Here is a 23,015-nt window from a genome sequence, read left to right as displayed (position 1 = left end):
CCTTCGATGACCCTTTCCCGCGCCTGCCTCACCGCAACGATTGTCTCGGGCCTCTTGCTGGCCCTGCTGCTGGCGCAGGGGGTCCTGCGGCTGGACGCGGTGTTCCTGCCGGACGACACCTATTACGCGCTGAGCATCGCCCGGAACATCGCGCATGGCCTGCCCGCCAGCACCGACGGAGTCGAATGGACCTCGGGCTTTCAGCCGCTGATCGTCCTGATGCAGGTGCCGCTGTTCTGGATATGGGATGGCGGCTGGGCTCCGGTCATGGCCTCCGCGGTGCTCAGTTCGGTCTTCGGGCTGGCGGCGGTCTGCCTGCTGACCCGCCTCGTCGGAGAGGTCAGCGGCGCCCCATGGGCGGCACTGGCGGCGGGGCTGATCGGGGCAACCGCGCAGCTCTTGCTGCTGAACGCGCCGAACGGCCTGGAGACGACCCTGGCCGCCGCCACCGGGCTCTGGGCCGCGCTGCTGGCGCAGAGACTGCGGCGCGACGATCCGCCGGGCCGCTTCCTTGCTCTGGGTCTGGTGCTGGGCCTGGCGCTCTGGGCCCGGATCGACACCTGTTTCATCGTCGCCGCGATCGGGCTGTGGTGCCTGTTCCGCTTTCGCTGGCGGCAGGTCCTGACCATCGCCCTGGCGGGCCTGATCGTGGTTGCGCCGTGGTGGGGCTATTGCCTCTGGGTCGCGGGGACCCCGGTGCCCGAGAGCGGAGCGGCGGTCCGCGAAATCGCCGCCTTCTATGCGCCGCACGGTTTCGACACGCCCCTGCTGCTGGGGATGGCGCTGCTCGAACTGACGACCTATCGGGGACCGGTTCCCGAGACGGCCCTTGTTCCTGATCTGTCGATGCTCTTCGCGGCGGCGGCCTTCTGGCACCTGACGGCGGCGCTGGCCCGGCGCCGGATGGATGCGGTGGCCCTGCTGCTGCTGGCCGCGGTCCCGCTATACCTGTTCTACGGCGCCTTGCTGCCCGCCTACTGGTTCTTCGAACGCTACCTGCTGCCGGTCTCGCTGGCCCTGATCGCGGCAATGGGCTGCATGCTGGCGGACATCGGCCGCCGGGCTTCCTGGCTGGCGGCACCGCTGGCCGCAGCGCTGATCATGGGCAATCTGACCGCCGCCTGGCCGCTGTGGCAAGCCGCCCGCGCCGAAGTGCCGGAACCGCACGGGCGCGGCTATGGCACAGCCCTGTCGGGAATGACCGACATCCTGCCGGACGGTGCCGTCGTCGCGGCGATGCAGAGCGGCGCCATTGGCTATTTCGCACGGCCCGGGGTGCGCGTGATCAACCTGGACGGGGTGGTCAGCGGACGCGCCGCGGCGGCGATGCGCGAGCACCGCCTGGCCGCCTATCTGGTCGAGCGCGGCGCCACCCATTTCGCCGACTGGAGCGTCAATGAGAAGGTGCTGCGCGCCCATGCCGGCATCGACCTCCCTGCCGATGCCCTGACCGAAATCGCCAGGATGCCGCCGCAGGGCACTTCGGTCGTTACCGTATTCGAACTCGACCTTCCCTGACCCGCCCCCCGGCAGGCCGGACGCTCCTCAGGCGGCGGTCAGGCTCGCCGCCACCTTCCTGGCCGCATCGGCAGCCTTCTCGGCGTTCTTCAGGGCCGAACGCATCGCCGCCAGGTCCTTGTCCAGCTTCGGCAGCGCCTTGGCGAAATCGGGTTCGTTCTCGAAGCCCCGGATCACCTTCTTCATCGAGGCGCCGTCATTTGAATGGGCGGTGGCGATCCGGTCGAGCTGGGCCAGCCTGTCGCCCAGATCATCGACCCGGTCGCGCAGCGCCTCCTGAGCCTTGGCGTCCAGCGTCTTGCCCTTCATCTTCATGATCTCGACGGCCTCGACGGTCAGCGCATTCAGGGCCGCGGGCATCTGGTGCAGGCTGGTCTGGATGTGGTCATAGACCGAATCCTGGAAATCGGCGAAGGTCGCGCGCACCGAATCCAGCGTCGTGTCGGACTTGTTGACGATGTTTCTGGCCTCGTCCAGCTCGCGCTCGGTGTCCTTGATCGCCGCTTCCAGCCGGCGCTCGAAATCCATCAGCTTGTCGAAGTCCTGATCAAAGGCCTTGGTTGCCGCCGCGGCCGCCGGAGACTTGACCCTGGAGGCCGCCGACAGCACCCCCTGTTGCAGCTTGCGCAGGGCGCCCTGCTGACCGAGGAAGCGGTTGGGCTCCTTCAGCGCCGCGCCGATCTTGTCGAGCTGGGCGTTCAGTTCCGCGATCGGGCGCCCGGTCTTGCCCTGGACCCGGGCATTGGCCAGCGCGGTGACCTTTTCCAGAGCCTTGTTCACCACGCCCACGGACTCGACCATCTTTCCGCCCTTGGTCGCGGCCGCCTTGGCCGCCGCCAGTGCCTTGGTCATCTGGGCCTGGACCTTTGGCCAGTCCTTGTCCGCGGCAGGCGCGCCCGAGGCCGCGACCGGGGCAGGTGCCGGAATCCTGCCCATATAGGCGGTGGCCAGCTTGACATAGAGCAGGCAGGCATCTGCGCTGACCTTGTCCTTGCCGCTCTTCGCCTTGGCCTTGGTCATCGCCGCGACAAGGCCCTTGGCGGCCTTGGTGGCGGCATCGGCGGCGGCGGGGCTGGAGAGTTTCCCGGGGTCCTTCGGACAGGCCTTCTGCCATTCGTCCAGCGCCTTGAGGACACCGCTGCCCTTGGTGGCATCGGAGCGTTTCTCCTTCCACCATTTCGAGGTGAAGGCCGGAGACCCCGGTTTGATCTGTGCCAGGTCTTTCTTGTCCATCCGCCCGCTCCATCGCTGTGCCGCGCCCGGCAACAGGGGCCGGCGCGCATGCTTGCGTCAGCTTGGGCAAGGCAGGGCCGCGGATCAAGCCTCTTCCGGGACCGCAGGGGTCGGAATACCTGACCCCCGCGGGAAAAGCCCGGGCCCCGGCCGGCAAGCTCTGGACCTTTCGCGCCGGCCGCCTTAGCGCTGGTCCGATGATTGCTGCCCCGTTCCCCTCGGCGTCCGTCCGGACCGCCCCTTCCGTGCCAGCCGGCGCCGGCGCGGCCGACGACCTTCCGGGAGCCGGGCGATGAGCAGCCTGTCCCCGCCCAGCCTTCCGCCTGCGCAGCAGCCGACCGGCGCCGCGCAGCGGGTGCCGTTGGGCATCGCGCTGATGCTTGGCTTCTGCATGACCATCCCCTTCTCGGATGCCTGCGCCAAGCTGATCGGAGACCGGCTGCCGCTGGGCGAGATGGTGCTGATCCGCTTCGTCGGCCAGTTCGTCCTGCTGGCGCCGCTGGCGCTGGCGCTTGGCGGCAGCCTGGCAATGCCGCGCCGGGTGCTGGCGATCGTCGTGTTGCGGGCGGTTCTGCAGATGACCGCCATGGGGTTGATGTTCCTGTCGTTGCGCTGGCTGCCGCTGGCCGATGCGGTGGCGATTGCCTTCGTGATGCCCTTCATGATGCTGGCGTTCGGCTGGTTCTTCGCCGGAGAGGAAGTCGGCCGCCACCGCCTTGCCGCCTGCACCGTGGGCTTTGGCGGCACCTTGCTGGTGGTGCAGCCGAATTTCGTCGCCGTCGGCGCACCGGCCCTGCTGCCCATGGCTGCGGCGCTGCTGTTCGCGCTGTTCATGTTCGCCACCCGGTCCATCGCCCGGCATTTCGATCCGGTGGCGATGCAGGCCATGACCGGCGGCGTGGCGCTGCTGTGGATGCTGCCGGTGCTGGCCCTCGGTCAGGGCCTGGGCTGGAACGAACTGCGGCTGGTGATGCCGGAGCGCTCGGATGTCTGGGTGCTGATCCTGATGACTCTGGCGGGCACCCTCGCCCATCTCCTGATGACCTGGTCGCTGCGCTTCGCCCCGGCGTCCACCCTGGCGCCGATGCAATATCTGGAGATCCCCTGCGCCGCCCTGGTCGGCTGGTTGATCTTTCACGACTTTCCCAACAATCTCGCGCTGCTGGGCATCTCGATCACCATTGCGGCGGGGCTCTACATCGTCCACCGCGAGCGGCGCCGGGCCCGCGCCTAGGTTGCCACGGCGCCGAGGGCGGTGATCGCGGCGCGCAGCGCCTGGCGCGGCAGGATCACCAGCATTCCCGGCCCGTCGAATTCCAGCCGCACCGGCCCATGCGCCGCATTCGAGGTGCCGATTCGACCGTCGGGCGCAAAGCGAAGCCCCTCGATCGGCCAGTGCAGCCCCTCGGAACGCCCCGTCACCTTTGCCATCGGAAACAGCGAAACCCGCGCGCCCGGTTCAACCTCAAGCAGCAATTCGGGCGGTGCGTGGAAGCAGATGTCCACCGGCCCGATCAGGATGCAGCGGCGGTCGGGATGGCGCACGAGCGCGTTGTAGGCCGCCAGTTCGTGATCGAGCCGCGCCCCCATGAATCCGACCCCGAGGATCAGCGGCGCCGACACCGCCGCGAGACACTTCTCGAAATCGGTGCTTTCCTGTTCGGCAACCAGATGCAGGCGATCGGCTGGAATCTTCTCCCGACTCGCCCCATCTATACTGTCGAGATCACCAATCACCGCCGTGGGAAGATGCCCGAAAGACAAGGCCTTGGCCGCCGCACCATCCGCCGCCACGAGATTCGGCGCCAGGGTCAACGCTTCGGCAAGAGTTGCCGCCGTAACCTCGCCGGCGCCAAGCAGCGTAACATTTTCCATAGTATCGACGATCACGCACAGTTTCCCTTAATGTTCACGATCAGGAAACAGTCCACAATCTGACCCTGAAAATATCACGCCATTTACCCGTATCTGTTCCGGTTTGCGAACCAGTCATTGGTAAATAAGGTATTGCTGGCTCGGGGGAGAAAGCGACGAGAAGATGGTAGGCACAAGCAAGATCCTCACCGTATCGTATGGTACCTTTTCCTGTACTCTGGAAGGGTTCGACGATCCGTTCTCCACAATGCGCGGAATTGCGGAGTATTTTCGGGACCTTGCAGCCGATGACCGCTATTTCGGCGCCGAACCTCCGACCCCTGACGCCGATATGCTGCACCGTATCGCCGAGCGCGAGATCAACCGCAGGGTGATCGCCAAGGTGGAGGGCAGCGGCGTCACGCTGCGGCAGATGGATGACTCCGAGGACGAGGCGGGTGAAAGCCCGGCGCAGCCCGAAGCCGAGTCCACGCCGCGGAAGAAAAAGAAGAAGAAGGACAAGTCGCGCGCCCGGGCCCTGGCGCTGGCCGCTCAGTCTCCGGAGCCCACCCCGGACGCCGAGCCGACCGCCGCCCCGACCCGGCCCGAAGCCGAGACCGCCGCCGAACCGCAGCCCGCCGAAGCCCCCGAGAGCTTTGCCGCCAAGATGCTGCGGATCCGTGCCGCCGTGGCCCGCTCTGCCGCCGCCGACGCTTTCGTGGAAGAGCCGCAGTCGGAAGAGATGCTGGGCTTCAAGCCGATCTCCTCGGCCTTCGAGGACGCCCCCGCCGAGAAGGATGCCGAGGTCGAAGCCGAGCCGGCCGCCGAACAGGTCGAGCCGGTCGAGGAAGCCGAAGCTCCGGCCGAAACCGCCGACACCGACATCGAGGCGCCGGAAGCCGTCGAGGCCGCTCAACCCGTCACCGACGCCGACGACAGCGACGCCGAGACGGCCTTGGCCGAAGCGATGGTCGAGGCCGAGGCCCAGGCGGAAGCCGACGCCGCCGAACTGGAAACCTCGATGGCCGTCGAAGCCGCCGCTGCCGCCGCCACCGAGGCCGAACTCGAGATCGAAGCCGTCGAGATGGAAGAGGCGAGCAACGAGAACACCGACGGTTTCGAGGACGAGGACAGCGACGATACCGAGGTTGCCTCGGGTGATGTCGATCTGGCCGACCTGATCAGCCGGGTCAGCGAGAGTGCCGATTCGGCAGGTCCGGACGAGGTCGAAGTGCAGACCTCGGTCACCGTCATGGCCTCGGCCGAAGTGACCGTGCTGCCCGAGCAGGATGCCGACATCCAGACCGACAACGAGGTCGAGCCCGAGGATGAGCCGGCCCCTGCCCCGCGTCTCGTTCGGGCCCGGGTCATCAAGATGCGCAAACCCTCGATCGACCGCGAGACCGAGGATTTCCCGGACACCGAGACCGCGCCGGAAGCCGATGAGCTGGCACCGATGCCGGTGCTGTCGGATGACCGCGACACGGATGAAGAGGACGAATCGGGCGAGGCCACGGATGAGGACGGCCTGTTCTCGATCGCCGACGCCGTTGCCCGCGCCGTGCAGGATGTGGACGACGAGGACGAGGCGGAGGACGACAAGGACACCTCGCTGTTCTTCGACGCCGAGGACGAAGCCGGGGCGGACGACGAGGATGACGACATCGACCTTCTCGCCGAAAGCCCGGAAGAGATCACCGACATCACCGAAGAAGCTGAGGCCGTCGAAGCGGACGTCACGGACGACTTCGAGGCGCCGGTGACGCTGACCGGATCGACCCTGCCGGATGAAGAGGAAGCCTCGCTTCTGGCGGAACTGGCCGAGGTCGAAGCCGAGAATGCCGGCACCGCCGAAGCGGAAGAAGACGCCGCCGGAACCGAGGCGGCCAATACCGACGGGGATGACCAGAGCGAGCGTCTCACCGCCCAGGCGGCCGAGGACCATGCCGCCTTCGAGGAAGCGATCTCTGCCGCCGACACGCCGCGCCGGAACCGCGAAGGCAAATCGCTGCTGGACAAGACCTATGCCGGCGATGACGACGCCTCGGTGCGCCGCATCCTGGACGAGACCAACAGCCAGCTCGACGATACCGAGGCTTCGCGCCGCCGCTCGACCATCGCGCATCTGAAGGCCGCCGTTGCCGCGACCCGCGCCGACCGGGACGAGAATGGCGAGGCCATCGAGACCGACGAGGACATGAGCCAGTATCGCAACGATCTGGAACGCGTGGTGCGACCGCGCCGCCCCGGCGAGCGGGCCACCGGCACCACACGCCGCCTGGCGCCGCTGATGCTGGTCTCCGAGCAGCGCATCGACCTGCCGAATCTGGAAGTGCCCTCCGAGTCCTCGGTCCGGCCGCGCCGGATCACCACCGGCAACCTGGCTCTGATGGAGGACGACGAACTGGCGGATGACGAATTCCCCGCCGAAGGCAAGGCGATCGCCGACAGCATTTCCTTCGAGGAATATGCCGAGAAGATGGCCGCCACCGAACTGCCGGACGTCCTGGAAGCCGCCGCCGCCTATGCCGCCTTTGTCGAAGGCCGGCCGCATTTCTCGCGCCCGCAGCTGATGAAGGCCGCGATGCAGGCGACGGGGGGCGCGTTCAGCCGGGAGGACGGCCTGCGCTCCTTCGGGACCCTGCTGCGCACCGGCAAGATCCAGAAGATCAAGCGTGGCCAGTTCACCATCGCCAAGAATTCGCGCTTCCGCCCCGAGGGCGCGCATCACTAGGGCACGTCATGTCGGGTGACGCCTGCCCGCGGGGCGGTCCGAAAGGGCTGCCCCGCACTTCATTTCGGCAGGCCGAGGGGCGATCCGCAGGGGTCGCCCCTTCGTGATTCGGGGGACAGTGGGCCTCGGGGCCGGACGCGGCTCAGCGACGTTGACGGGCCAGGCGTTCGTCCTCGGGCTCGGGCTGGCCGATGCCGCGAAACAGGGGGCGGCAGGGCAGCAGCCAGAGCAGACCCAGGCCGACATAGATCGCCAGTTCGACGAGGATCGCCGGCCGATCGGTCGGGGCCAGCACCGACACCAGCTTCATCGCCAGCAGGATGTAGACCGGCAGGCCGACGACCAGCACCAGCAGCGACAGGCGGCGGCGGGTTCTCCAGCGCAGCGCCATCAGTCGACGAAGGGATCGGTGACGAGAATCGTGTCGTCACGCTCGGGCGAGGTCGAGAGCATCGCAACCGGACACTGGATCAGCTCCTCGATGCGGCGGACGTATTTCACCGCCGCCGCCGGCAGTTCGGCCCAGGACCGGGCGCCGGCCGTGCTGTCGGACCAGCCGTCCAGCTCTTCGTAGATCGGCTCGACCTTCGCCTGCAGCGCGGCGGCAGTCGGCAGATAGTCATAGACCTCGTCACCGATCCTGTATCCGGTGCAGATCTTCAGGGTCTCGAACCCGTCCAGCACGTCCAGCTTGGTCAGTGCGATGCCGCGGGTGCCCGAGATCGCGCAGGTCTGGCGGACCAGCACCGCATCGAACCAGCCGCAGCGCCGCTTGCGCCCGGTTACGGTTCCGAATTCATGGCCCCGCTCGCCCAGCCGCTGCCCGGTCGCGTCGTCCAGTTCGGTCGGGAACGGGCCTTCGCCGACCCGCGTGGTATAGGCCTTGACGATGCCCAGAACGAAACCGGCCGCATTCGGGCCCAGCCCCGAACCGGTCGCCGCCGCGCCGGCCATGGTGGTCGAGGAGGTCACATAGGGATAGGTGCCGAAATCCACATCGAGCAGCGCGCCCTGCGCCCCTTCGAAGAGGATCCGTTTGCCCGCCTTGCGCATCTCGCCCATCACCTTCCAGACCGGCCCGGCGAAGCGCAGGATCTTTGGCGCCACCTCGGCCAGCATGGCGCTGAGCCCGGCCCAGTCCACCGGCGGCAGGCCAAGACCCGAGCGCAGCGCGTCGTGATGGGTCAGGAGCCGTTCGATTCGGGTCTCCAGCGTCTGCGGATCGGCGAGGTCGGCGACACGGATCACCCGGCGCCCGACCTTGTCCTCGTAGGCCGGGCCGATGCCGCGCCCCGTGGTGCCGATCCGCGCTGTCGAGTTCTGACCCTCGCGGCCCCGGTCCAGCTCGCCATGCAGCGGCAGGATCAGCGGCGTGTTCTCGGCGATCATCAGATTGTCCGGCGTCACGCTGACCCCCTGCGCCGCCAGCCGCTCGATCTCGGCCAGCAGCGCCCAGGGATCGAGCACCACGCCATTGCCGATCACCGACAGCTTGCCGGGCCGGACGATGCCGGACGGCAGCGCTGACAGCTTGTAGACGGTGCCGTCGATGACCAGCGTATGGCCCGCATTGTGGCCCCCCTGGAAGCGCGCGATGACATCGGCGCGCTCGCTCAGCCAGTCAACGATCTTGCCCTTGCCCTCGTCGCCCCATTGGGCGCCGACCACTACGACATTGGCCATTCGCGGCCTCCCTGTGCAAATCCGGCACCCTCATAGCGGTCCCGGCGCACCGACGAAACCGGCATTTTCGCCGCAAGGCTGGACAGGGGCGCGACAGAGGTCTTAGCGTCCTCGAAACGCCGGCGGCGACCGGGCCGAAATGGGGGAAGGCATGGGATTTCTGATCAGATGGGTCTTTGCCCTGTTCCTGGTGGCGGCGACCTTCAATCCGACCGCCTGGAACTACACCAGCTGGAGCGTTGGCAACTGGCGCGAGCAGACCTCGCTGACGGTCTTTCTGGGGCTGCTGCTTCTGGTCGGCTGGATCATCTACCTGCGCGCCACGCTGCGCTCGATCGGACCGTTCGGAATGATTCTGGTGGCCGCCTTGCTGGGCGCCCTGGGATGGGTGCTCTACGATCAGGGCTGGCTGAGCCTGTCGAACCGCGATCTGAACACCTGGCTGGCAATCCTGGCCTTGTCGCTGGTCCTCGGCGTCGGCCTGTCCTGGAGCTTCGCCCGCAAGGCCCTGTCGGGCCAGGCCGACATGGATGACGTGGACGACGATTGACCCGCGGCACCCCGAAGCTGCCGGGCTGACTGCCGACAGGGTTGCGAAGCCCGCCCGAAGCGCCTAGATAGCGCCGGTCACAACAGTGGGTTCCGCGCCTTGGAAAACGTCCTTCTCACCGTCCTCCTGATCAACGCGCTGCTGCTGATCGGCGCCGTGCTATTGCAACGTTCCGAAGGCGGCGGGCTGATGTCGGGCGGCGGTGGCGGCGTGATGTCGGGCCGGGCGGCCGCAACGGCGCTGGCCAAGCTGACCTGGATTTTCGGCGCCACGTTTTTTGCCTGCGCCATCGCGCTGACGATCGTGGCGGCAAAGAATTCGGCCGGTGCTTCGGTGCTGGACCGGCTGGGTGAACCCGTCCCGGCCGCGGTGGAAACCCCAGAGGTTCCCGCGGGCGAGGATCTGTTGCCGCCGGCACCGAGCGATGCGCCCGTCGCACCGCCGCGCGCCGACTGATACACAAGCCCTAGGTTTGACACCTGGGCAGCCCACTTGATGTTGCGGCCCTCGCGGGAATCGCGTAAGGCTTGAATCCCGTGGGTGCTGGAATATTCCGGCTACACCGCCGCCGCGATCGGCATTACTCACGGGGGCTCTCCATGGCGCGATTTGTCTTTATTACCGGCGGTGTGGTGTCGTCGCTCGGCAAGGGTCTGGCTTCGGCGGCCCTCGGGGCGTTGCTGCAGGCGCGCGGCTTTTCGGTGCGGCTCCGCAAGCTCGACCCCTATCTCAACGTCGATCCCGGCACGATGTCGCCCTTCGAACATGGCGAGGTCTTCGTCACCGACGACGGCGCCGAGACCGATCTGGACCTCGGCCATTACGAGCGCTTCACCGGGGTGGCGGCGCGGATGACCGACTCGATCTCTTCGGGACGGGTCTATTCCAACGTGCTCGAGAAGGAACGCCGCGGCGAATACCTGGGCAAGACCATCCAGGTGATTCCGCACGTCACCAACGAGATCAAGGACTTCATCAGGATCGGCGAGGATGAAGTCGATTTCATGCTCTGCGAGATCGGTGGCACCGTCGGCGACATCGAGGGCCTGCCCTTCTTCGAGGCGATCCGCCAGTTCGCCCAGGAAAAGCCGCGCGGACAATGCGTCTTCATGCACCTGACCCTGCTGCCCTATATCGGCGCCGCGGGCGAATTGAAGACCAAGCCGACACAGCACTCGGTCAAGGAGCTGCGCTCGATCGGGCTGGCCCCGGACATACTGGTCTGCCGGGCCGACCGTCCGATCCCCGCCAAGGAACGCGAGAAACTGGCGCTGTTCTGCAATGTCCGGCCGGATTCGGTGATCGCGGCGCTCGACCTCAAGTCGATCTACGAAGCGCCGATGGCGTATCACCGCCAGGGGCTCGACCAGGCGGTGCTGGATGCCTTCGGGATTTCGCCCGCGCCCCGTCCCAACCTCGAACGCTGGGAAGACGTCACCGACCGTGTCGATACCGCCGAAGGCGAGGTGCGGATCGCTGTGGTCGGCAAGTACACCCAACTGGAGGATGCCTACAAATCGGTGTCCGAGGCGCTGACTCATGGCGGCATGGCGAACCGGGTCAAGGTCCGCGCCGAATGGGTCGACAGCGAGATTTTCGAACGCGAGGATCCCTCGGTCTATCTGCAGGACTTCCACGCGATCCTCGTTCCGGGCGGCTTTGGCGAGCGTGGCACCGAGGGCATGATCAAGGCGGCACAGTTCGCCCGCGAAAAGGGCGTGCCTTATCTGGGCATCTGCCTGGGAATGCAGATCGCGGTGATCGAGGCGGCGCGCAACCTGGCCGGGCTGAAGGATGCGGGCAGCGAGGAATTCGACCACGAGGCCGGGAAGAAGCGCTTCACCCCGGTGGTCTATCACCTCAAGGAATGGGTGAAGGGCAATCACACCGTGGCCCGCAAGGTCGATGACGACAAGGGCGGCACGATGCGGCTGGGCGCCTATACGGCAATCCTGCGACCGGACTCCAAGACGGCAAAGGCCTATGGCACGACCGAGATCGAGGAACGCCACCGCCACCGCTACGAGGTCGACGGCAAGTATCGCGAGAAACTGGAAGCCTGCGGCATGGTCTTTGCCGGCATGTCACCGGACGGACGGCTGCCCGAGATCATCGAATGGAAGGACCATCCCTGGTTCGTCGGGGTCCAGTTCCACCCTGAGTTGAAGTCGAAACCCTTCGCACCGGCGCCGTTGTTCCGCGATTTCATCCGCGCCGCCAAGGAAGTCGATCGGCTGGTCTGAGCCGGCCCCTGCCCGGGTTCAGCCCGGGCTGGCCTCGGCCGCCGCGACCGTGGCCGACATGTTCGCCAGTTCGGTAATCACCCCGTCCACATCCGCCGTGCAGCGCACGGTGCCGGTTCCGGGCACTTCCATCGTCACGAGGTCGCCTTCCGGCACCGACAGCGCCTCGGTCACGGTGATCAGGTCACGCTTCACGCGCAACGCGCTGGCGGCCTTGCGGACACAGCGATCCGCAATGGTTCTCGGCTCGCTCCCCTGGAAGGACCCGCCCTCCATCTCGCAGGCGGCCAGCAGCGGCAGGCAAAGGGTGGCAAGAACGAGACGCGCAGCGGTCATCGAGGGACTCCTGATTACATGTTCGGGGCCTGACCGGCCCAGCCGACACAGCATAGCTGCGCCCGCCCGGTGGCGTAAACCGCCTGGGTAAGGATGCACCACCGGGGGGCATCGGGGGGCCATGGGCTCGCGTCCGGCCCCTCCCCGCGTGCTATTCCGCCGCCATCAGCCCCATCACAGGCTGTGCCGACATCGCCAGAACCGCGTAGTTCCGGCCGTCACCGAAGTTGCGATAGGGTTCTCCGACGCGGTATGCGTCATAGCCCAGCTGCCGAAGCGCCCGCATCAGCGAGACCGGCGACAGCGACATCAGCTCGGCCGCGCCGTGCAGATTGGCGGTGCGGATCAATCCATCCACGATCAGCGACAGACATTCCGACCGCTCCGCGTGGCTGGTCAGTTCGTCCGAGACCACGAGCCGGGTGCATTCCCAGACCTGATCCGAGACCACGTCGCTCGGCATGACCGAGGCAGGAATGTCCTCGAGCTTGCCGTCGCGCGCATCCTTCAGCATGTAGCTGTGCTGTCCCCAACGGCTCGATGTCGGCATGCAGCGCGCGCCGCCGACGACCTTTCCGTTCTGCAGCACCAGCGAGTAGTGCGCCTTGGGATTGTCATATTGATCCATCTCGACCGAATCATCATGGGGGATGTCCCAGCCGAGCGTATCGACGAAGAAGTGCTTCCGAAGTTTCAGGAAGTCATAGAAAGCAGACCCATAGAGATGGAGCCGCGACAAGTCAAAGGTGATGTTGTGCATGATTCACTCTCCTTACCGGCGAGTGAATGAAAACAGCACTTTTGGGACAATGCTACGAAGATTCGAAACAATGCCCCATTTCCGCCAACTTTTTGCCCTAAATTAGCCCAAATCCTGACGCCATTGACACAGCGTGTGACGAAGTTGTCGCATTCAACTTGGTCTTCGCGTTCTTCAGACGCTGCTGAACAGCGCCTTCCGAGACCCCCAGAAGCCCGGCGATCTCCTTCATCAGCAACCCGTCCTTCACCATGCGCAGGGCCTCGAGTTCGGCCTTGGTGAGGTTGGTCGGCGGCGCCTTGGCCTGATGCAGCCGCTCGACCTCGGCCAACAGTTCATCCAGTTCGGCATCCGAGAATTCGCGATCGGAGCGGGCAAAGGAGCCAAAGCTGCGCTGGCCCTTCAAATCATGATCATTGACCGCGACAGCCGCGCCAAAACACAGGCCGTGGCGCGCCGCAGCGGCCAGGACATTTGCAGGATCGGGCAAGGCCAGCTCGCTCCACCGCTGGGCACCTTGGTGCTGGTAGACCCACTTCATCACCGGGTCCATCAGCATCAGCCCGCCACGGGTGTATTCCGCGATCCAGGCCGGGGGAAGCTCGATCCTCTCTTCCATCGGGAAGGCAAAACCCACCCGCAGGGCCAAGTAGTGACCTGCCGGCGCGAGTTCGAAGAAGCGCTGCCCCTGTGCTGTGGTTTTCTGCAAGTTTACAACCAGTGCGGGTTCCGTTTAAGACTTGTTGCAGAATGCAAACAACGCATTCTGGTTGAATCTGGTACTCTTTTCGGGGCGCTGGTAACAGCCCGCGCAACTTAACAGCGAGCAGACAGACGCGCAATGAAAAACAAGGCCACGATCGCCGAGCTAATCGGACTTCTGCACCAGGAAAGTCCCGCCGGATTCGCCATCGCGTTGCATATCCGCTTCTCGGCGCCGACCTTCCTGTTTCAGAGCTACCCCGTCGCCTGGAGCGAAGAATATACCAATAAGGGCTTGCTAATGAAGGATCCTACGGTCGCCTGGGGTCTGACCCAGACCGGCGCGGTGCGCTGGAGCGACCTGGCCGAGAAGGACACGGCAGGGGTTTTCGAAGGCGCGCGCGCGCACGGGCTTAACTATGGCGTGACCATCGCCATCTCCTCGGGCGGGCTGCGTTCGGTCGCCAGTTTCGTGCGATCGGATCGCGAGTTCACCGATGAAGAAATCGCCGCGATCCGCCCGCTGCTGGCCGAATTGCATGCATTGACCGAAGGCACCGATGCGCTCAGCGACGAGGATCGCGAAGCGCTGACCGAGATGTCGATTCGGATGACCCATAGCTGACCGACCGCGGCGGCACCGAACCTGTCACACTTCCGCCACAGTTCCGCCGCATTCGAAGGTCGGGCGCCACAATCCTGACATGCCACGCGGCTGACACAGGACCGTGCTCCCCCGTCCCCGACACTGCGGCGGGAAGGTCGCGATTCTGTTCGCGCGACGCGACTCGGCCGGCCAGGGCGGGGGATCAGGCGGATCACCCGGAGGTTGAATCCGCGCATCGTCCGTTTGCTGGCCCCGCCCGAGCAAGTCTCAAACCCGATTACCAACGCCAGGTGCGGCCCGGCGAATTCGATGCGCCGTCGAAAGACCAGGCCGGAATCGGGCGCGACAATGGGCCGCTCGAAATCGGTGCCGCAATTGGCTAAGACAAGGGCCTGTCAATCAATCTGGGACTTCCAATGCGCGAACTGTTGAAACCCATCACGCTTGCGATCCTGACCCTTTCGGCGCTGCCGGCCCTTGCCGACGGCGATATCGAACACGGGATCAAGGAATTCGGCAAGTGCAAGGCCTGCCACTCGATCGTGGACGGCGACAAGGTCATTCAGAAGGGCGGCCGGGTCGGACCCAACCTCTTTGGCGTCATCGGGCGCCCCGCGGGCAGCTACGAAGGGTTCAAGTACAGCCCCGACATGCTGGCGGCCGGCAAAGCCGGGCTGGTCTGGGATACCGAGAACCTGCCGCAGTTCATCAAGGACCCCAAGACGTTCCTGCGTGAATACCTCGGCAAGGGCACGGCCAAGTCGAAGATGACCTACAAACTCAAGGACGGCCGGGATGTCGCGGCCTATCTCGAGTCGCTGAACAGCTGAAGCGCCGGACTCGCGCCCCCGTGCCGCGGGGGTGCGCGCCGTCGGCCTGTGGCCCGGAGCCGGGCCGCGACAATTTTCCCGTGTCGGACTGCGGCTTGAGCATTGCCCCCGCCCCGGCACCGAATTAGAAGCTATCAGGAACCTGCCGCCCGGCCTCGGCCCGTTGCACCCGCTGTGCGCCGAGCCTGCCCCCGGCAGAAGTGCAAGAACGGGAGATCAGCATGGCAGACGCCGCCACGCACGCGCAGGACCACCACGACCAACGGGGCTTCTTCACCCGCTGGTTCATGTCCACAAACCACAAGGATATCGGCATCCTCTACCTCGTCGTCTCGGCGGTGGTGGGCTTCATATCCGTCTGTTTCACGGTGTTCATGCGGCTCGAGCTCATGGAGCCGGGCGTCCAGTACATGTGCATGGAGGGCCTGCGGGTCACCGCGGCCGCGGTCGGCGACTGCACGCCGAACGGGCACCTCTGGAACGTGCTGATCACCGGCCACGGCATCCTGATGATGTTCTTCGTCGTGATCCCCGCACTCTTCGGTGGTTTCGGCAACTATTTCATGCCCTTGCAGATCGGTGCGCCGGACATGGCGTTCCCGCGGATGAACAACCTGTCGTTCTGGATGTATGTCGCGGGCACCACCCTGGCGATCTGCTCGGTGTTCGCGCCGGGTGGCGACGGCCAGCTGGGCGCCGGCGTCGGCTGGGTTCTCTATCCGCCGCTGTCGGTCCGTGAAAGCGGCATGGCGATGGATCTGGCGATCTTCGCGGTCCACGTCTCGGGCGCCTCGTCGATCCTCGGCGCGATCAACATGATCACCACCTTCCTCAACATGCGGGCGCCGGGCATGACCCTGTTCAAGGTGCCGCTGTTCTCCTGGTCGATCTTCGTCACCGCCTGGATGATCCTGCTGTCGCTGCCGGTTCTGGCGGGCGCCATCACCATGCTGCTGACCGACCGCAATTTCGGCACCACCTTCTTCGATGCCGCCGGCGGCGGGGACCCGATTCTCTACCAGCACATCCTCTGGTTCTTCGGCCACCCGGAAGTCTACATCGTGATCATGCCGGGCTTCGGCATCATCAGCCACGTCATCGCGACCTTCTCGAAGAAACCGATCTTCGGCTATCTGCCGATGGTCTGGGCGCTGATCGCCATCGGCTTCCTGGGCTTCGTCGTCTGGGCGCACCACATGTACACCACCGGTCTGTCGCTGACCCAGCAGAGCTACTTCATGCTGGCCACGATGACGATCGCGGTTCCGACCGGGGTCAAGGTGTTCTCGTGGATCGCCACGATGTGGGGCGGCTCGCTCGAGTTCAAGACGCCGATGCTCTTCGCCACCGGCTTCGTCTTCCTGTTCACCATCGGTGGCGTCACCGGCGTCGTGCTGAGCCAGGCCGGGATCGACCGGGCCTATCACGACACCTACTACGTGGTGGCGCACTTCCACTATGTGATGAGCATCGGGGCCGCCTTCGCGATCTTCGCCGGCATCTACTACTGGATCGGCAAGATGTCGGGCCGGCAGTATCCGGAATGGGCCGGCAAGCTGCACTTCTGGCTGATGTTCGTGGGCGTCAACCTGACCTTCTTCCCGCAGCACTTCCTCGGCCGTCAGGGCATGCCCCGGCGCTACATCGACTACCCCGAAGCCTTTGGCTACTGGAACTACTGGTCGTCGATCGGTGCCTTCCTGTCCTTCGCCTCCTTCGTCGTGTTCTTCGTCATCATGTACTACACGCTGACCCGCGGCGCGAAGGTGACCGAGAACAACTACTGGAACGAGTATGCCGACACGCTGGAATGGACCCTCAGCTCGCCGCCGCCCGAACACACGTTCGAGACGCTGCCGAAGCAGAGCGACTGGGACCACGGCCACGCCCACTAGGGCGGCCCGCCAGAGCAAGACAGGAAGACCCCGGGTATCCCCCGGGGTCTTTCGCTTTTCGGGCCCCCGCCGCGACGGCGCCCCTGCCCCGGAACCAAAACGCCCTCGATTCAGGCAAATCGCCACCGGGCTGCGACCTCTCGGCTCAGCCGGAACCGACACGCTGGACTTCACCGCGGCGACACAGGAAAACGGGATGCCCCGCCACCTTGCCGAAGAAGCCTGACGCCATGCCCTATCACTGGAGCGAAAACGTCCCGCACAGCCCCGGAGCCGGGCCCGACAGGCCGCAGGTCACCCTGACGCTTTGGCCCTACCGGTCGCTGCCGCCGCAGGGCTTTGTCGCCTTCATCGCGGTGACATTCGTGCTGCTGATGGTGCCGGTGCTCGGTCTGCTGGGCCAGGCGGCACTCTGGGGAATGCTGCCCTATGTGCTGGGCGCGCTGGCGCTGACCTGGGTGCTGCTGCGCCGCTCATACCGCGACGGCGCGCTGCGCGAGGTGCTGACCATCACCGACGAGGCGGCGCGGCTGGTGCGGATCGACCCCGATGGCCGGGAACGCAGCTGGGAGGCGAATCCCTATTGGGTCCGGGTCGAGATGCAGGAAACCGGTGGCCCGGTCGAGAATTACCTGACCCTGCACGGCGGCCCGCGAACGGTCGAGATCGGCGCCTTTCTGGGCCCCGAGGAACGAGTCGCGCTGCGCAACGAACTGGTGGCGGCCTTCGCAAACCCGGCCCGGCGGTAGCGGTGGCTAGGCCAGCCGCTCCTTGACCATCGAGCCGACCGAGCTGAAGTCCATCTGACCTGTGAAACGGGCCTTCAGCTCGCCCATCACCCGCCCCATGTCGCGGATCGAAGATGCGCCGGTGGCACTGATCGCCTCGGCCACTGCGGCCCGGGTCTCGGCCTCGGTCAGTTGCCGGGGCAGGAAACCCTCGATCACCTTGATTTCCTCGGCTTCCTTCTCGGCCAGTTCCAGCCGCCCGCCCTCTTCATAGGCGCGGATGCTCTCTTGCCGCTGCTTCACCATCTTGCCCAGGATCTGCAGCACTTCCGTATCGCTGGCGCCGTCGTCGCGGCCTTCAGCGCGCAAGGCAATATCGCGATCCTTGATTGCCGCATTGATCAGTCGCAGCGTCGACAGACGCTCGGCTTCCTTCTCGCGCATGGCGCTTTTCAGCGCCTCGCTGATGCGTGCCCTAAGTTCCATGATCTCAGCCATCCCCATGCGCTGCGTCAAGAGACCTACAATACGCCGTCATCTGTGTCATGACAATGCCTGATGCAAGGCGTAAGTCACTGAAAACCTTGCGTAAGGTGATTGTTTCCTCTGGCTTGACCCCGGGCCTGAGACCCCGTAGGTTCCGGCCGATCCAGCAAGGGAGTCGGCAATGGGCACGGCCAGCGGCCACGCGAGACCAACCGCTTGTCTGGCATTGGCGGACGGCACCCTTTTCTTCGGTCACGGCTTCGGAGCCACGGGCCAGACCACGGCCGAGTTGTGCTTCAACACGGCGATGACCGGATATCAGGAAATCATGACCGATCCCTCCTATGCCGGGCAGGTCATCACCTTCACTTTCCCGCATATCGGCAACACCGGCACCACGGAAGTCGATGACGAGGCCGCCGTTCCGGTGGCCCAGGGCATGGTCGTGAAATGGGATCCGACCGAGCCGTCGAACTGGCGTGCCACCGGCAACCTGACCGACTGGCTGCAAAAGCACGGCCGGATCGGGATCGGCGGCGTCGACACAAGGCGCCTGACCCGGGCGATCCGACAGCAGGGCGCCCCGCATGTGGCGCTGGCGCATGATCCGGAAGGCAATTTCGATATCGAGGCGCTGGTCGCCGCGGCCCGCGCCTTTCCGGGGCTGGTCGGGCTTGACCTCGCCAAGGATGTCTCCTGCAGGCAGAGCTATCGCTGGGACGAGATGCGTTGGGCCTGGCCGCAGGGCTATTCCAAACGCGAAGGCCCGGGCCGAAAGGTGGTGGCGGTCGACTATGGCGCCAAGCGCAACATCCTGCGCTGCCTGGCCAGCGCCGGCTGCGAAGTGACGGTGCTGCCCGCCACCGCGACCGCGGAAGAGATCCTGGCGATGGAGCCGGAAGGCGTGTTCCTGTCGAACGGCCCCGGCGACCCGGCGGCGACCGGCACCTATGCAGTGCCGGCGATCCTGGGCGTTCTCGAAGCCGAAGTGCCGATCTTCGGCATCTGCCTCGGCCATCAGATGCTGGCGCTGGCGCTCGGCGCCCGCACGATCAAGATGAACCACGGCCATCACGGCGCCAACCATCCGGTGCAGGACCTTCAAACCGGCAAGGTCGAAATCACCTCGATGAACCACGGCTTCACCGTGGACAGCCAGTCGCTGCCCGAAGGGGTGGTCGAGACCCATGTCTCGCTGTTCGACGGCTCGAACTGCGGCATCAAGCTGACCGACCGCCCGGTCTTCTCGGTGCAGTATCACCCCGAGGCCTCGCCCGGCCCGCAGGACAGCTACTACCTGTTCGAACGGTTCACCGAGGCGATGGACGCCCGCAGGCAGGCGGTTCGCGCGGCAGGGTAGGTTTCCTTAACCACCCATTAACCCGGCCCAAGCAAGCTGACCCGGTCCTGGGCAAGAGGGGCCGGTGTGGTGACGATCGGACTGTCGGAAGACGGAAATCTGGCAGAGACGGCGCCCCGGGTCGCCAGTCGGCGCCCATGGCCGGGGGCTGGCGCCATGGCCCGACTGCGGACGTTCTGCGCCTTGCGGCCAGAGGCACAGGCGCCCCTGGCCACCGGGCTTCCCCCCGCCGAGGAGCGGCTGCTGGACTATCTGCAGAGCACCGGCCTGCTGCCCTGCCCGGCCATCGACCGGATTCGCGCCGCCCGCCTGCACCACGGTGTTCCGACCATCGACAGCCTGCTGGCCGAGGGGCCGCTGGACGAGGCCGGGCTTCTCGACGCCACCTCGGCGGCCCTCGCCGCCCCGGTCCGGCGCGACGGCCTGACCGCCGACTCGGCGCTGGTCGAGCGGTTGGGGATCGACCTCTGCCTGTCGATGAACCTGCTGCCGCTCGGCCCGGCTGGCGGCGCCGTGATTCTGGCGACATCGCGCCCGGCCGAAGCCCTGCGGCAGGCCGACAGGCTGCGCACGAAGCTCGGCGCCTTCCGGCTCGTGCTGGCCGAGAGAACCGAGGTCGAGGCCGCGCTGCTGAAGGCGTGCAGCCGACGGATGGCCGAGCGGGCCGAAACCCGGATCCCCGTCGAGGAAAGCTGCCGGGTCTGGCAGCGCAGGCGGCCGGGCTGGCCGGCCCTGGCCGCTCTGGCGCTGGTGCTGCTGCCGATACTCCTGTTCCCGCTCTGGACCCTGGCGGCATTGACGCTCTGGGCGGTCTTCACGCTGGTCGCCACGACCGGTTTCAAGATCGTCGCGATCTGGACCACGTTGCAGCACACCCGCCGCACCCTGCCCCGGTTCCGCAGCCACCGACGCGGGCCGCCGGTCCGCTCGCGCATCGGCGACGCCGGGCAATCCCCGGCCCTGCCGATGATCTCGATCCTGGTGCCGCTGTTCCGGGAGCCGGAAATCGCCGGGCGGCTGATCCGGCGGCTCGGCGCCCTGAGCTATCCGAAAGAGCGGCTCGAGATATGCCTGGTCACCGAAGCCAACGACTCCGTGACCCGCGCCGCCATCGCCCGGGCCGAACTGCCCTGGTGGATGCGGGTGGTCGAGGTGCCGGCGGGACAGCTCAAGACCAAGCCGCGGGCGCTGAACTATGCCCTTGGCCTCTGCCGGGGAGAGGTGATCGGCATCTACGACGCCGAGGACGCGCCCGAGCCGGACCAGTTGCAGCGCGTCGCCGCCGGTTTCGCCAATGCGCCGCCCGATGTCGTCTGCCTGCAGGGCTCACTCGACTATTACAACGCCCATCAGAACTGGCTGTCGCGGCTGTTCACCATCGAATACGCGACCTGGTTCCGGCTGGTGCTGCCCGGCCTGGCGCGGCTCGGGCTGGTGGTGCCGCTGGGCGGAACGACGCTGTTCTTCCGGCGCGCGGCGCTGGAGACCATCGGCGGCTGGGACGCCTGGAACGTCACCGAAGATGCCGATCTCGGACTGCGCCTTGCCCGGCACGGCTGGCGCACCCGGCTGGTCCGTACGGTAACCGGGGAAGAGGCGAATTGCCGGGTCTGGCCCTGGGTCCGGCAACGCTCGCGCTGGCTGAAGGGCTATGCGATGACCTGGGCCACCCATATGCGCAATCCGCTGGCGCTCTGGCGCGAACTGGGGCCGCGACAGTTCTGGGGCGTGCAACTGCTGTTCCTGGGCACGTTGTCGCAATATCTTCTGGCGCCGCTGCTGTGGTCGTTCTGGGCCCTGCCGATGGGGCTGGGTCATCCACTGGTGCCCCTCTTCGGCTGGCCCGTGATCCTGGGCTTCGGGCTGACGTTCTTCATCGCCGAGGCGGTCAACCTGGCCTCTGCCCTGATCGCGCTGCGGATGACGCACCATCGCGGCCTGGCGATCTGGGTGCCGGCGATCCATCTCTATTTCCCGCTCGGCACCATTGCCGCCTGGCGGGCGCTGGCGCAGGCGCTGACCCGTCCCTTCTACTGGGAAAAGACCACGCATGGCCTGGCGCGGCCCACGGCGGCTCAGGAGGTCTCGATCCGCCGCGCGTCGGAACGCAGCCTGGTTTCGTAGGCCTTCGAGATATGCGCCTTCAGGGCCTCGGTCGCGGTATCGCCGTCGCCGGCGGCAATCGCCTCGACGATCCGTTCATGCTCGGCCAAGGCGGCGGCGCCACGGCCTTCGACCGCCAGCGAGGTCGTCGCAAGCAGCGCCATCGAGCGATGCACAAGGCCAAGCTGCTGGACCAGAAAGGCATTGTGCGAGGCGCGGTGGATCTGGCTGTGAAAGCGCCGGTTGGCCCGCGACAGGGCCTCCGGATCGCCGAGCAGGGCGCGGTCCTCGGCCACCATCTCGGCCAGCACCCGTATCTCTTCCGGGGTCGCGTGCCGGGCCGCCAGCCGCGCCGCCAACCCTTCCAGTTCGGCCCGGACGACATAGAGTTCGGCCATCTGGTTGTGATCCAGCGAGGCGACGATCAGGCTGCGTCCGTCGCGGGTCAGCATCGACTGGGTCTCGAGCCGCTGCAGCGCCTCGCGGATCGGGGTTCGCGAGACGCCGAAACGCTCGGCCAGTTCGACCTCGACCAGCCGGTCGCCGGGCCGGTAGTCGCCCCTGTCGATGGCTTCCAGAATCAGCTCATAGGCATCGCTCTGTCCGGTCTGTTTCTCGGCCATGGGACTCTCTCGCTCTTGCCGGGCGACCGTGGCAGAGCCTGCGCCGGTGGGCAAGCCGCCTTGCCGTTCCGTCGGCCGGGAGATAAGCCGAGACCATGCAGGAACTGGATCACGTCAGCCATTGGGTCTTCGACCTCGACAACACGCTCTACCCGCCCTCGGCGCGGCTCTTCGACCTGATCGAGGTCCGGATGACCGACTGGGTGATGCAGGAACTGGGTGTGGCGCGGGACGAGGCCGACCGGCTGCGGGCGCAGTACTGGCGCAGCTACGGCACCACCCTGTCGGGGCTGATGCGAGAGCACGGGGTCGATCCGACGCCCTATCTGACCCATGTGCATGACATCCCCTTGTCGGCGCTGGAACCGGATGCGGCGCTGGCGGCGGCGATCCGGGCGCTGCCGGGCCGCAAGATCGTCTATACCAACGGCTCGCGCCAGCATGCCGAGCGCGTGACCGAGGCGCGCGGCCTGGGCGGCCTGTTCGACGCCATGTACGGGATCGAGGATGCCGGCTTCCTGCCCAAGCCCGAGCGCGGCGCCTTCGACGCTGTGTTCCGCGCCGCCGGGGTCGAGCCGACCCGCGCCGCGATGTTCGAGGATGACGCCCGCAACCTGGCGGTGCCGCATGACATGGGCATGGCCTGCATCCATGTCCATCCCGACCGGCACGAAGCTCCGCATGTCCATCACCACGCCCCGGACCTCGGCGCCTTTCTGTCGCAGCTGACAGGCCGTGACGACACCGCGCCGCGGCCCTAGGGTCGGGAC

General features: G+C 66.5%; 22 protein-coding genes. 13 read left to right on the top strand and 9 right to left on the bottom strand.

What is annotated here, in order from left to right; all coding sequences use genetic code 11:
* Nucleotides 1–6 precede the first annotated feature (6 nt).
* Nucleotides 7–1,518 (top strand): hypothetical protein, encoded by a 1,512-nt coding sequence (locus tag NUW50_RS13310; RefSeq protein ID WP_258289624.1) that lies wholly within the window; start codon nt 7–9, stop codon nt 1,516–1,518.
* A 27-nt stretch (nt 1,519–1,545) separates the two neighbouring features.
* Here NUW50_RS13310 and NUW50_RS13305 read toward each other — a convergent pair whose 3' ends face one another.
* Nucleotides 1,546–2,751, bottom strand: coding sequence for a hypothetical protein (locus tag NUW50_RS13305; protein ID WP_258289623.1), 1,206 nt, complete (start codon nt 2,749–2,751; stop codon nt 1,546–1,548).
* A 292-nt stretch (nt 2,752–3,043) separates the two neighbouring features.
* Here NUW50_RS13305 and NUW50_RS13300 point away from each other — a divergent pair, with 292 nt between their 5' ends.
* On the top strand, nt 3,044–3,985 hold the full coding sequence (locus tag NUW50_RS13300; protein ID WP_258289622.1) for a DMT family transporter: 942 nt from the start codon (nt 3,044–3,046) through the stop codon (nt 3,983–3,985).
* Here NUW50_RS13300 and NUW50_RS13295 read toward each other — a convergent pair.
* Nucleotides 3,982–4,641, bottom strand: a complete 660-nt coding sequence (locus NUW50_RS13295; protein WP_338001362.1) for a thiamine diphosphokinase — start codon at nt 4,639–4,641, stop codon at nt 3,982–3,984. The genes NUW50_RS13300 and NUW50_RS13295 overlap by 4 nt on opposite strands.
* Nucleotides 4,642–4,789: 148 nt before the next feature.
* Between NUW50_RS13295 and NUW50_RS13290 the strand changes: the two genes are divergently transcribed.
* Nucleotides 4,790–7,339, top strand: coding sequence for a hypothetical protein (locus NUW50_RS13290; RefSeq protein ID WP_258289621.1), 2,550 nt, complete (start codon nt 4,790–4,792; stop codon nt 7,337–7,339).
* Nucleotides 7,340–7,481: 142 nt separating this feature from the next.
* Here NUW50_RS13290 and NUW50_RS13285 read toward each other — a convergent pair whose 3' ends face one another.
* Together NUW50_RS13285 and NUW50_RS13280 are read right to left on the bottom strand one after the other, a co-directional pair.
* Entirely contained in the window at nt 7,482–7,730 is a 249-nt protein-coding gene (locus NUW50_RS13285) for a DUF2842 domain-containing protein (protein WP_258289620.1), read from the bottom strand.
* Nucleotides 7,730–9,022, bottom strand: coding sequence for an adenylosuccinate synthase (locus tag NUW50_RS13280; RefSeq protein ID WP_258289619.1), 1,293 nt, complete (start codon nt 9,020–9,022; stop codon nt 7,730–7,732). Before NUW50_RS13280 ends, NUW50_RS13285 begins: the two co-directional genes overlap by 1 nt.
* 151 nt (nt 9,023–9,173) lie before the next feature.
* Between NUW50_RS13280 and NUW50_RS13275 the strand changes: the two genes are divergently transcribed.
* From NUW50_RS13275 to NUW50_RS13265, 3 genes are all read left to right on the top strand, one after another.
* Nucleotides 9,174–9,572: a DUF6524 family protein gene (locus tag NUW50_RS13275; RefSeq protein WP_258289618.1), complete on the top strand. Its 399-nt coding sequence runs from the start codon at nt 9,174–9,176 to the stop codon at nt 9,570–9,572.
* A 99-nt stretch (nt 9,573–9,671) separates the two neighbouring features.
* Complete coding sequence (gene secG, locus NUW50_RS13270; RefSeq protein ID WP_258289617.1) at nt 9,672–10,028, top strand: preprotein translocase subunit SecG; 357 nt, start codon at nt 9,672–9,674, stop codon at nt 10,026–10,028.
* 143 nt (nt 10,029–10,171) lie between these two features.
* Nucleotides 10,172–11,815, top strand: a complete 1,644-nt coding sequence (locus NUW50_RS13265) for a CTP synthase (protein WP_258289616.1) — start codon at nt 10,172–10,174, stop codon at nt 11,813–11,815.
* 18 nt (nt 11,816–11,833) lie between these two features.
* On the opposite strand, the gene NUW50_RS13260 is transcribed toward NUW50_RS13265, so the two are convergent.
* The 3 genes from NUW50_RS13260 to NUW50_RS13250 all read right to left on the bottom strand — a co-directional run bounded on the left by NUW50_RS13260 (nt 11,834) and on the right by NUW50_RS13250 (nt 13,620).
* Nucleotides 11,834–12,151: a hypothetical protein gene (locus NUW50_RS13260; protein ID WP_258289615.1), complete on the bottom strand. Its 318-nt coding sequence runs from the start codon at nt 12,149–12,151 to the stop codon at nt 11,834–11,836.
* Nucleotides 12,152–12,302: 151 nt separating this feature from the next.
* Nucleotides 12,303–12,911, bottom strand: coding sequence for an acyl-homoserine-lactone synthase (locus NUW50_RS13255; protein ID WP_258289614.1), 609 nt, complete (start codon nt 12,909–12,911; stop codon nt 12,303–12,305).
* Nucleotides 12,912–13,008: 97 nt separating this feature from the next.
* On the bottom strand, nt 13,009–13,620 hold the full coding sequence (locus tag NUW50_RS13250) for a helix-turn-helix transcriptional regulator (RefSeq protein WP_258289613.1): 612 nt from the start codon (nt 13,618–13,620) through the stop codon (nt 13,009–13,011).
* Between the two features lie 132 nt (nt 13,621–13,752).
* On the opposite strand from NUW50_RS13250, the gene NUW50_RS13245 reads away from it, so the two are divergent.
* The 4 genes from NUW50_RS13245 (at nt 13,753) to NUW50_RS13230 (ending at nt 17,694) form a co-directional block, all read left to right on the top strand.
* Nucleotides 13,753–14,238: an autoinducer binding domain-containing protein gene (locus tag NUW50_RS13245; protein ID WP_258289612.1), complete on the top strand. Its 486-nt coding sequence runs from the start codon at nt 13,753–13,755 to the stop codon at nt 14,236–14,238.
* Between the two features lie 398 nt (nt 14,239–14,636).
* Complete coding sequence (locus NUW50_RS13240; protein WP_258289611.1) at nt 14,637–15,050, top strand: c-type cytochrome; 414 nt, start codon at nt 14,637–14,639, stop codon at nt 15,048–15,050.
* 221 nt (nt 15,051–15,271) lie between these two features.
* Nucleotides 15,272–16,945: a cytochrome c oxidase subunit I gene (locus NUW50_RS13235; protein WP_258289610.1), complete on the top strand. Its 1,674-nt coding sequence runs from the start codon at nt 15,272–15,274 to the stop codon at nt 16,943–16,945.
* A gap of 209 nt (nt 16,946–17,154) precedes the next feature.
* Complete coding sequence (locus NUW50_RS13230; protein ID WP_338001361.1) at nt 17,155–17,694, top strand: DUF2244 domain-containing protein; 540 nt, start codon at nt 17,155–17,157, stop codon at nt 17,692–17,694.
* 6 nt (nt 17,695–17,700) lie between these two features.
* Here the strand turns inward: NUW50_RS13230 and NUW50_RS13225 are convergent, their stop codons facing one another.
* Nucleotides 17,701–18,159 (bottom strand): GatB/YqeY domain-containing protein, encoded by a 459-nt coding sequence (locus tag NUW50_RS13225; RefSeq protein ID WP_258289609.1) that lies wholly within the window; start codon nt 18,157–18,159, stop codon nt 17,701–17,703.
* Between the two features lie 181 nt (nt 18,160–18,340).
* Between NUW50_RS13225 and carA the strand changes: the two genes are divergently transcribed.
* Nucleotides 18,341–19,519: a glutamine-hydrolyzing carbamoyl-phosphate synthase small subunit gene (carA, locus tag NUW50_RS13220; RefSeq protein ID WP_258289608.1), complete on the top strand. Its 1,179-nt coding sequence runs from the start codon at nt 18,341–18,343 to the stop codon at nt 19,517–19,519.
* A 156-nt stretch (nt 19,520–19,675) separates the two neighbouring features.
* A complete protein-coding gene (locus NUW50_RS13215; protein ID WP_258289607.1) occupies nt 19,676–21,643 on the top strand; it encodes a glycosyltransferase family 2 protein in 1,968 nt (655 codons plus the stop codon).
* On the opposite strand, the gene NUW50_RS13210 is transcribed toward NUW50_RS13215, so the two are convergent.
* Nucleotides 21,595–22,245, bottom strand: a complete 651-nt coding sequence (locus tag NUW50_RS13210; protein ID WP_258289606.1) for a GntR family transcriptional regulator — start codon at nt 22,243–22,245, stop codon at nt 21,595–21,597. The genes NUW50_RS13215 and NUW50_RS13210 overlap by 49 nt on opposite strands.
* Before the next feature lie 95 nt (nt 22,246–22,340).
* Between NUW50_RS13210 and NUW50_RS13205 the strand changes: the two genes are divergently transcribed.
* Nucleotides 22,341–23,006 (top strand): pyrimidine 5'-nucleotidase, encoded by a 666-nt coding sequence (locus NUW50_RS13205; RefSeq protein ID WP_258289605.1) that lies wholly within the window; start codon nt 22,341–22,343, stop codon nt 23,004–23,006.
* Nucleotides 23,007–23,015: the final 9 nt, after the last annotated feature.

Source organism: Frigidibacter sp. ROC022 (assembly GCF_024723735.1).
Taxonomy (GTDB): Bacteria; Pseudomonadota; Alphaproteobacteria; order Rhodobacterales; family Rhodobacteraceae; genus SLM-1.
This window is presented reverse-complemented; position numbering and strand designations above follow the sequence as displayed.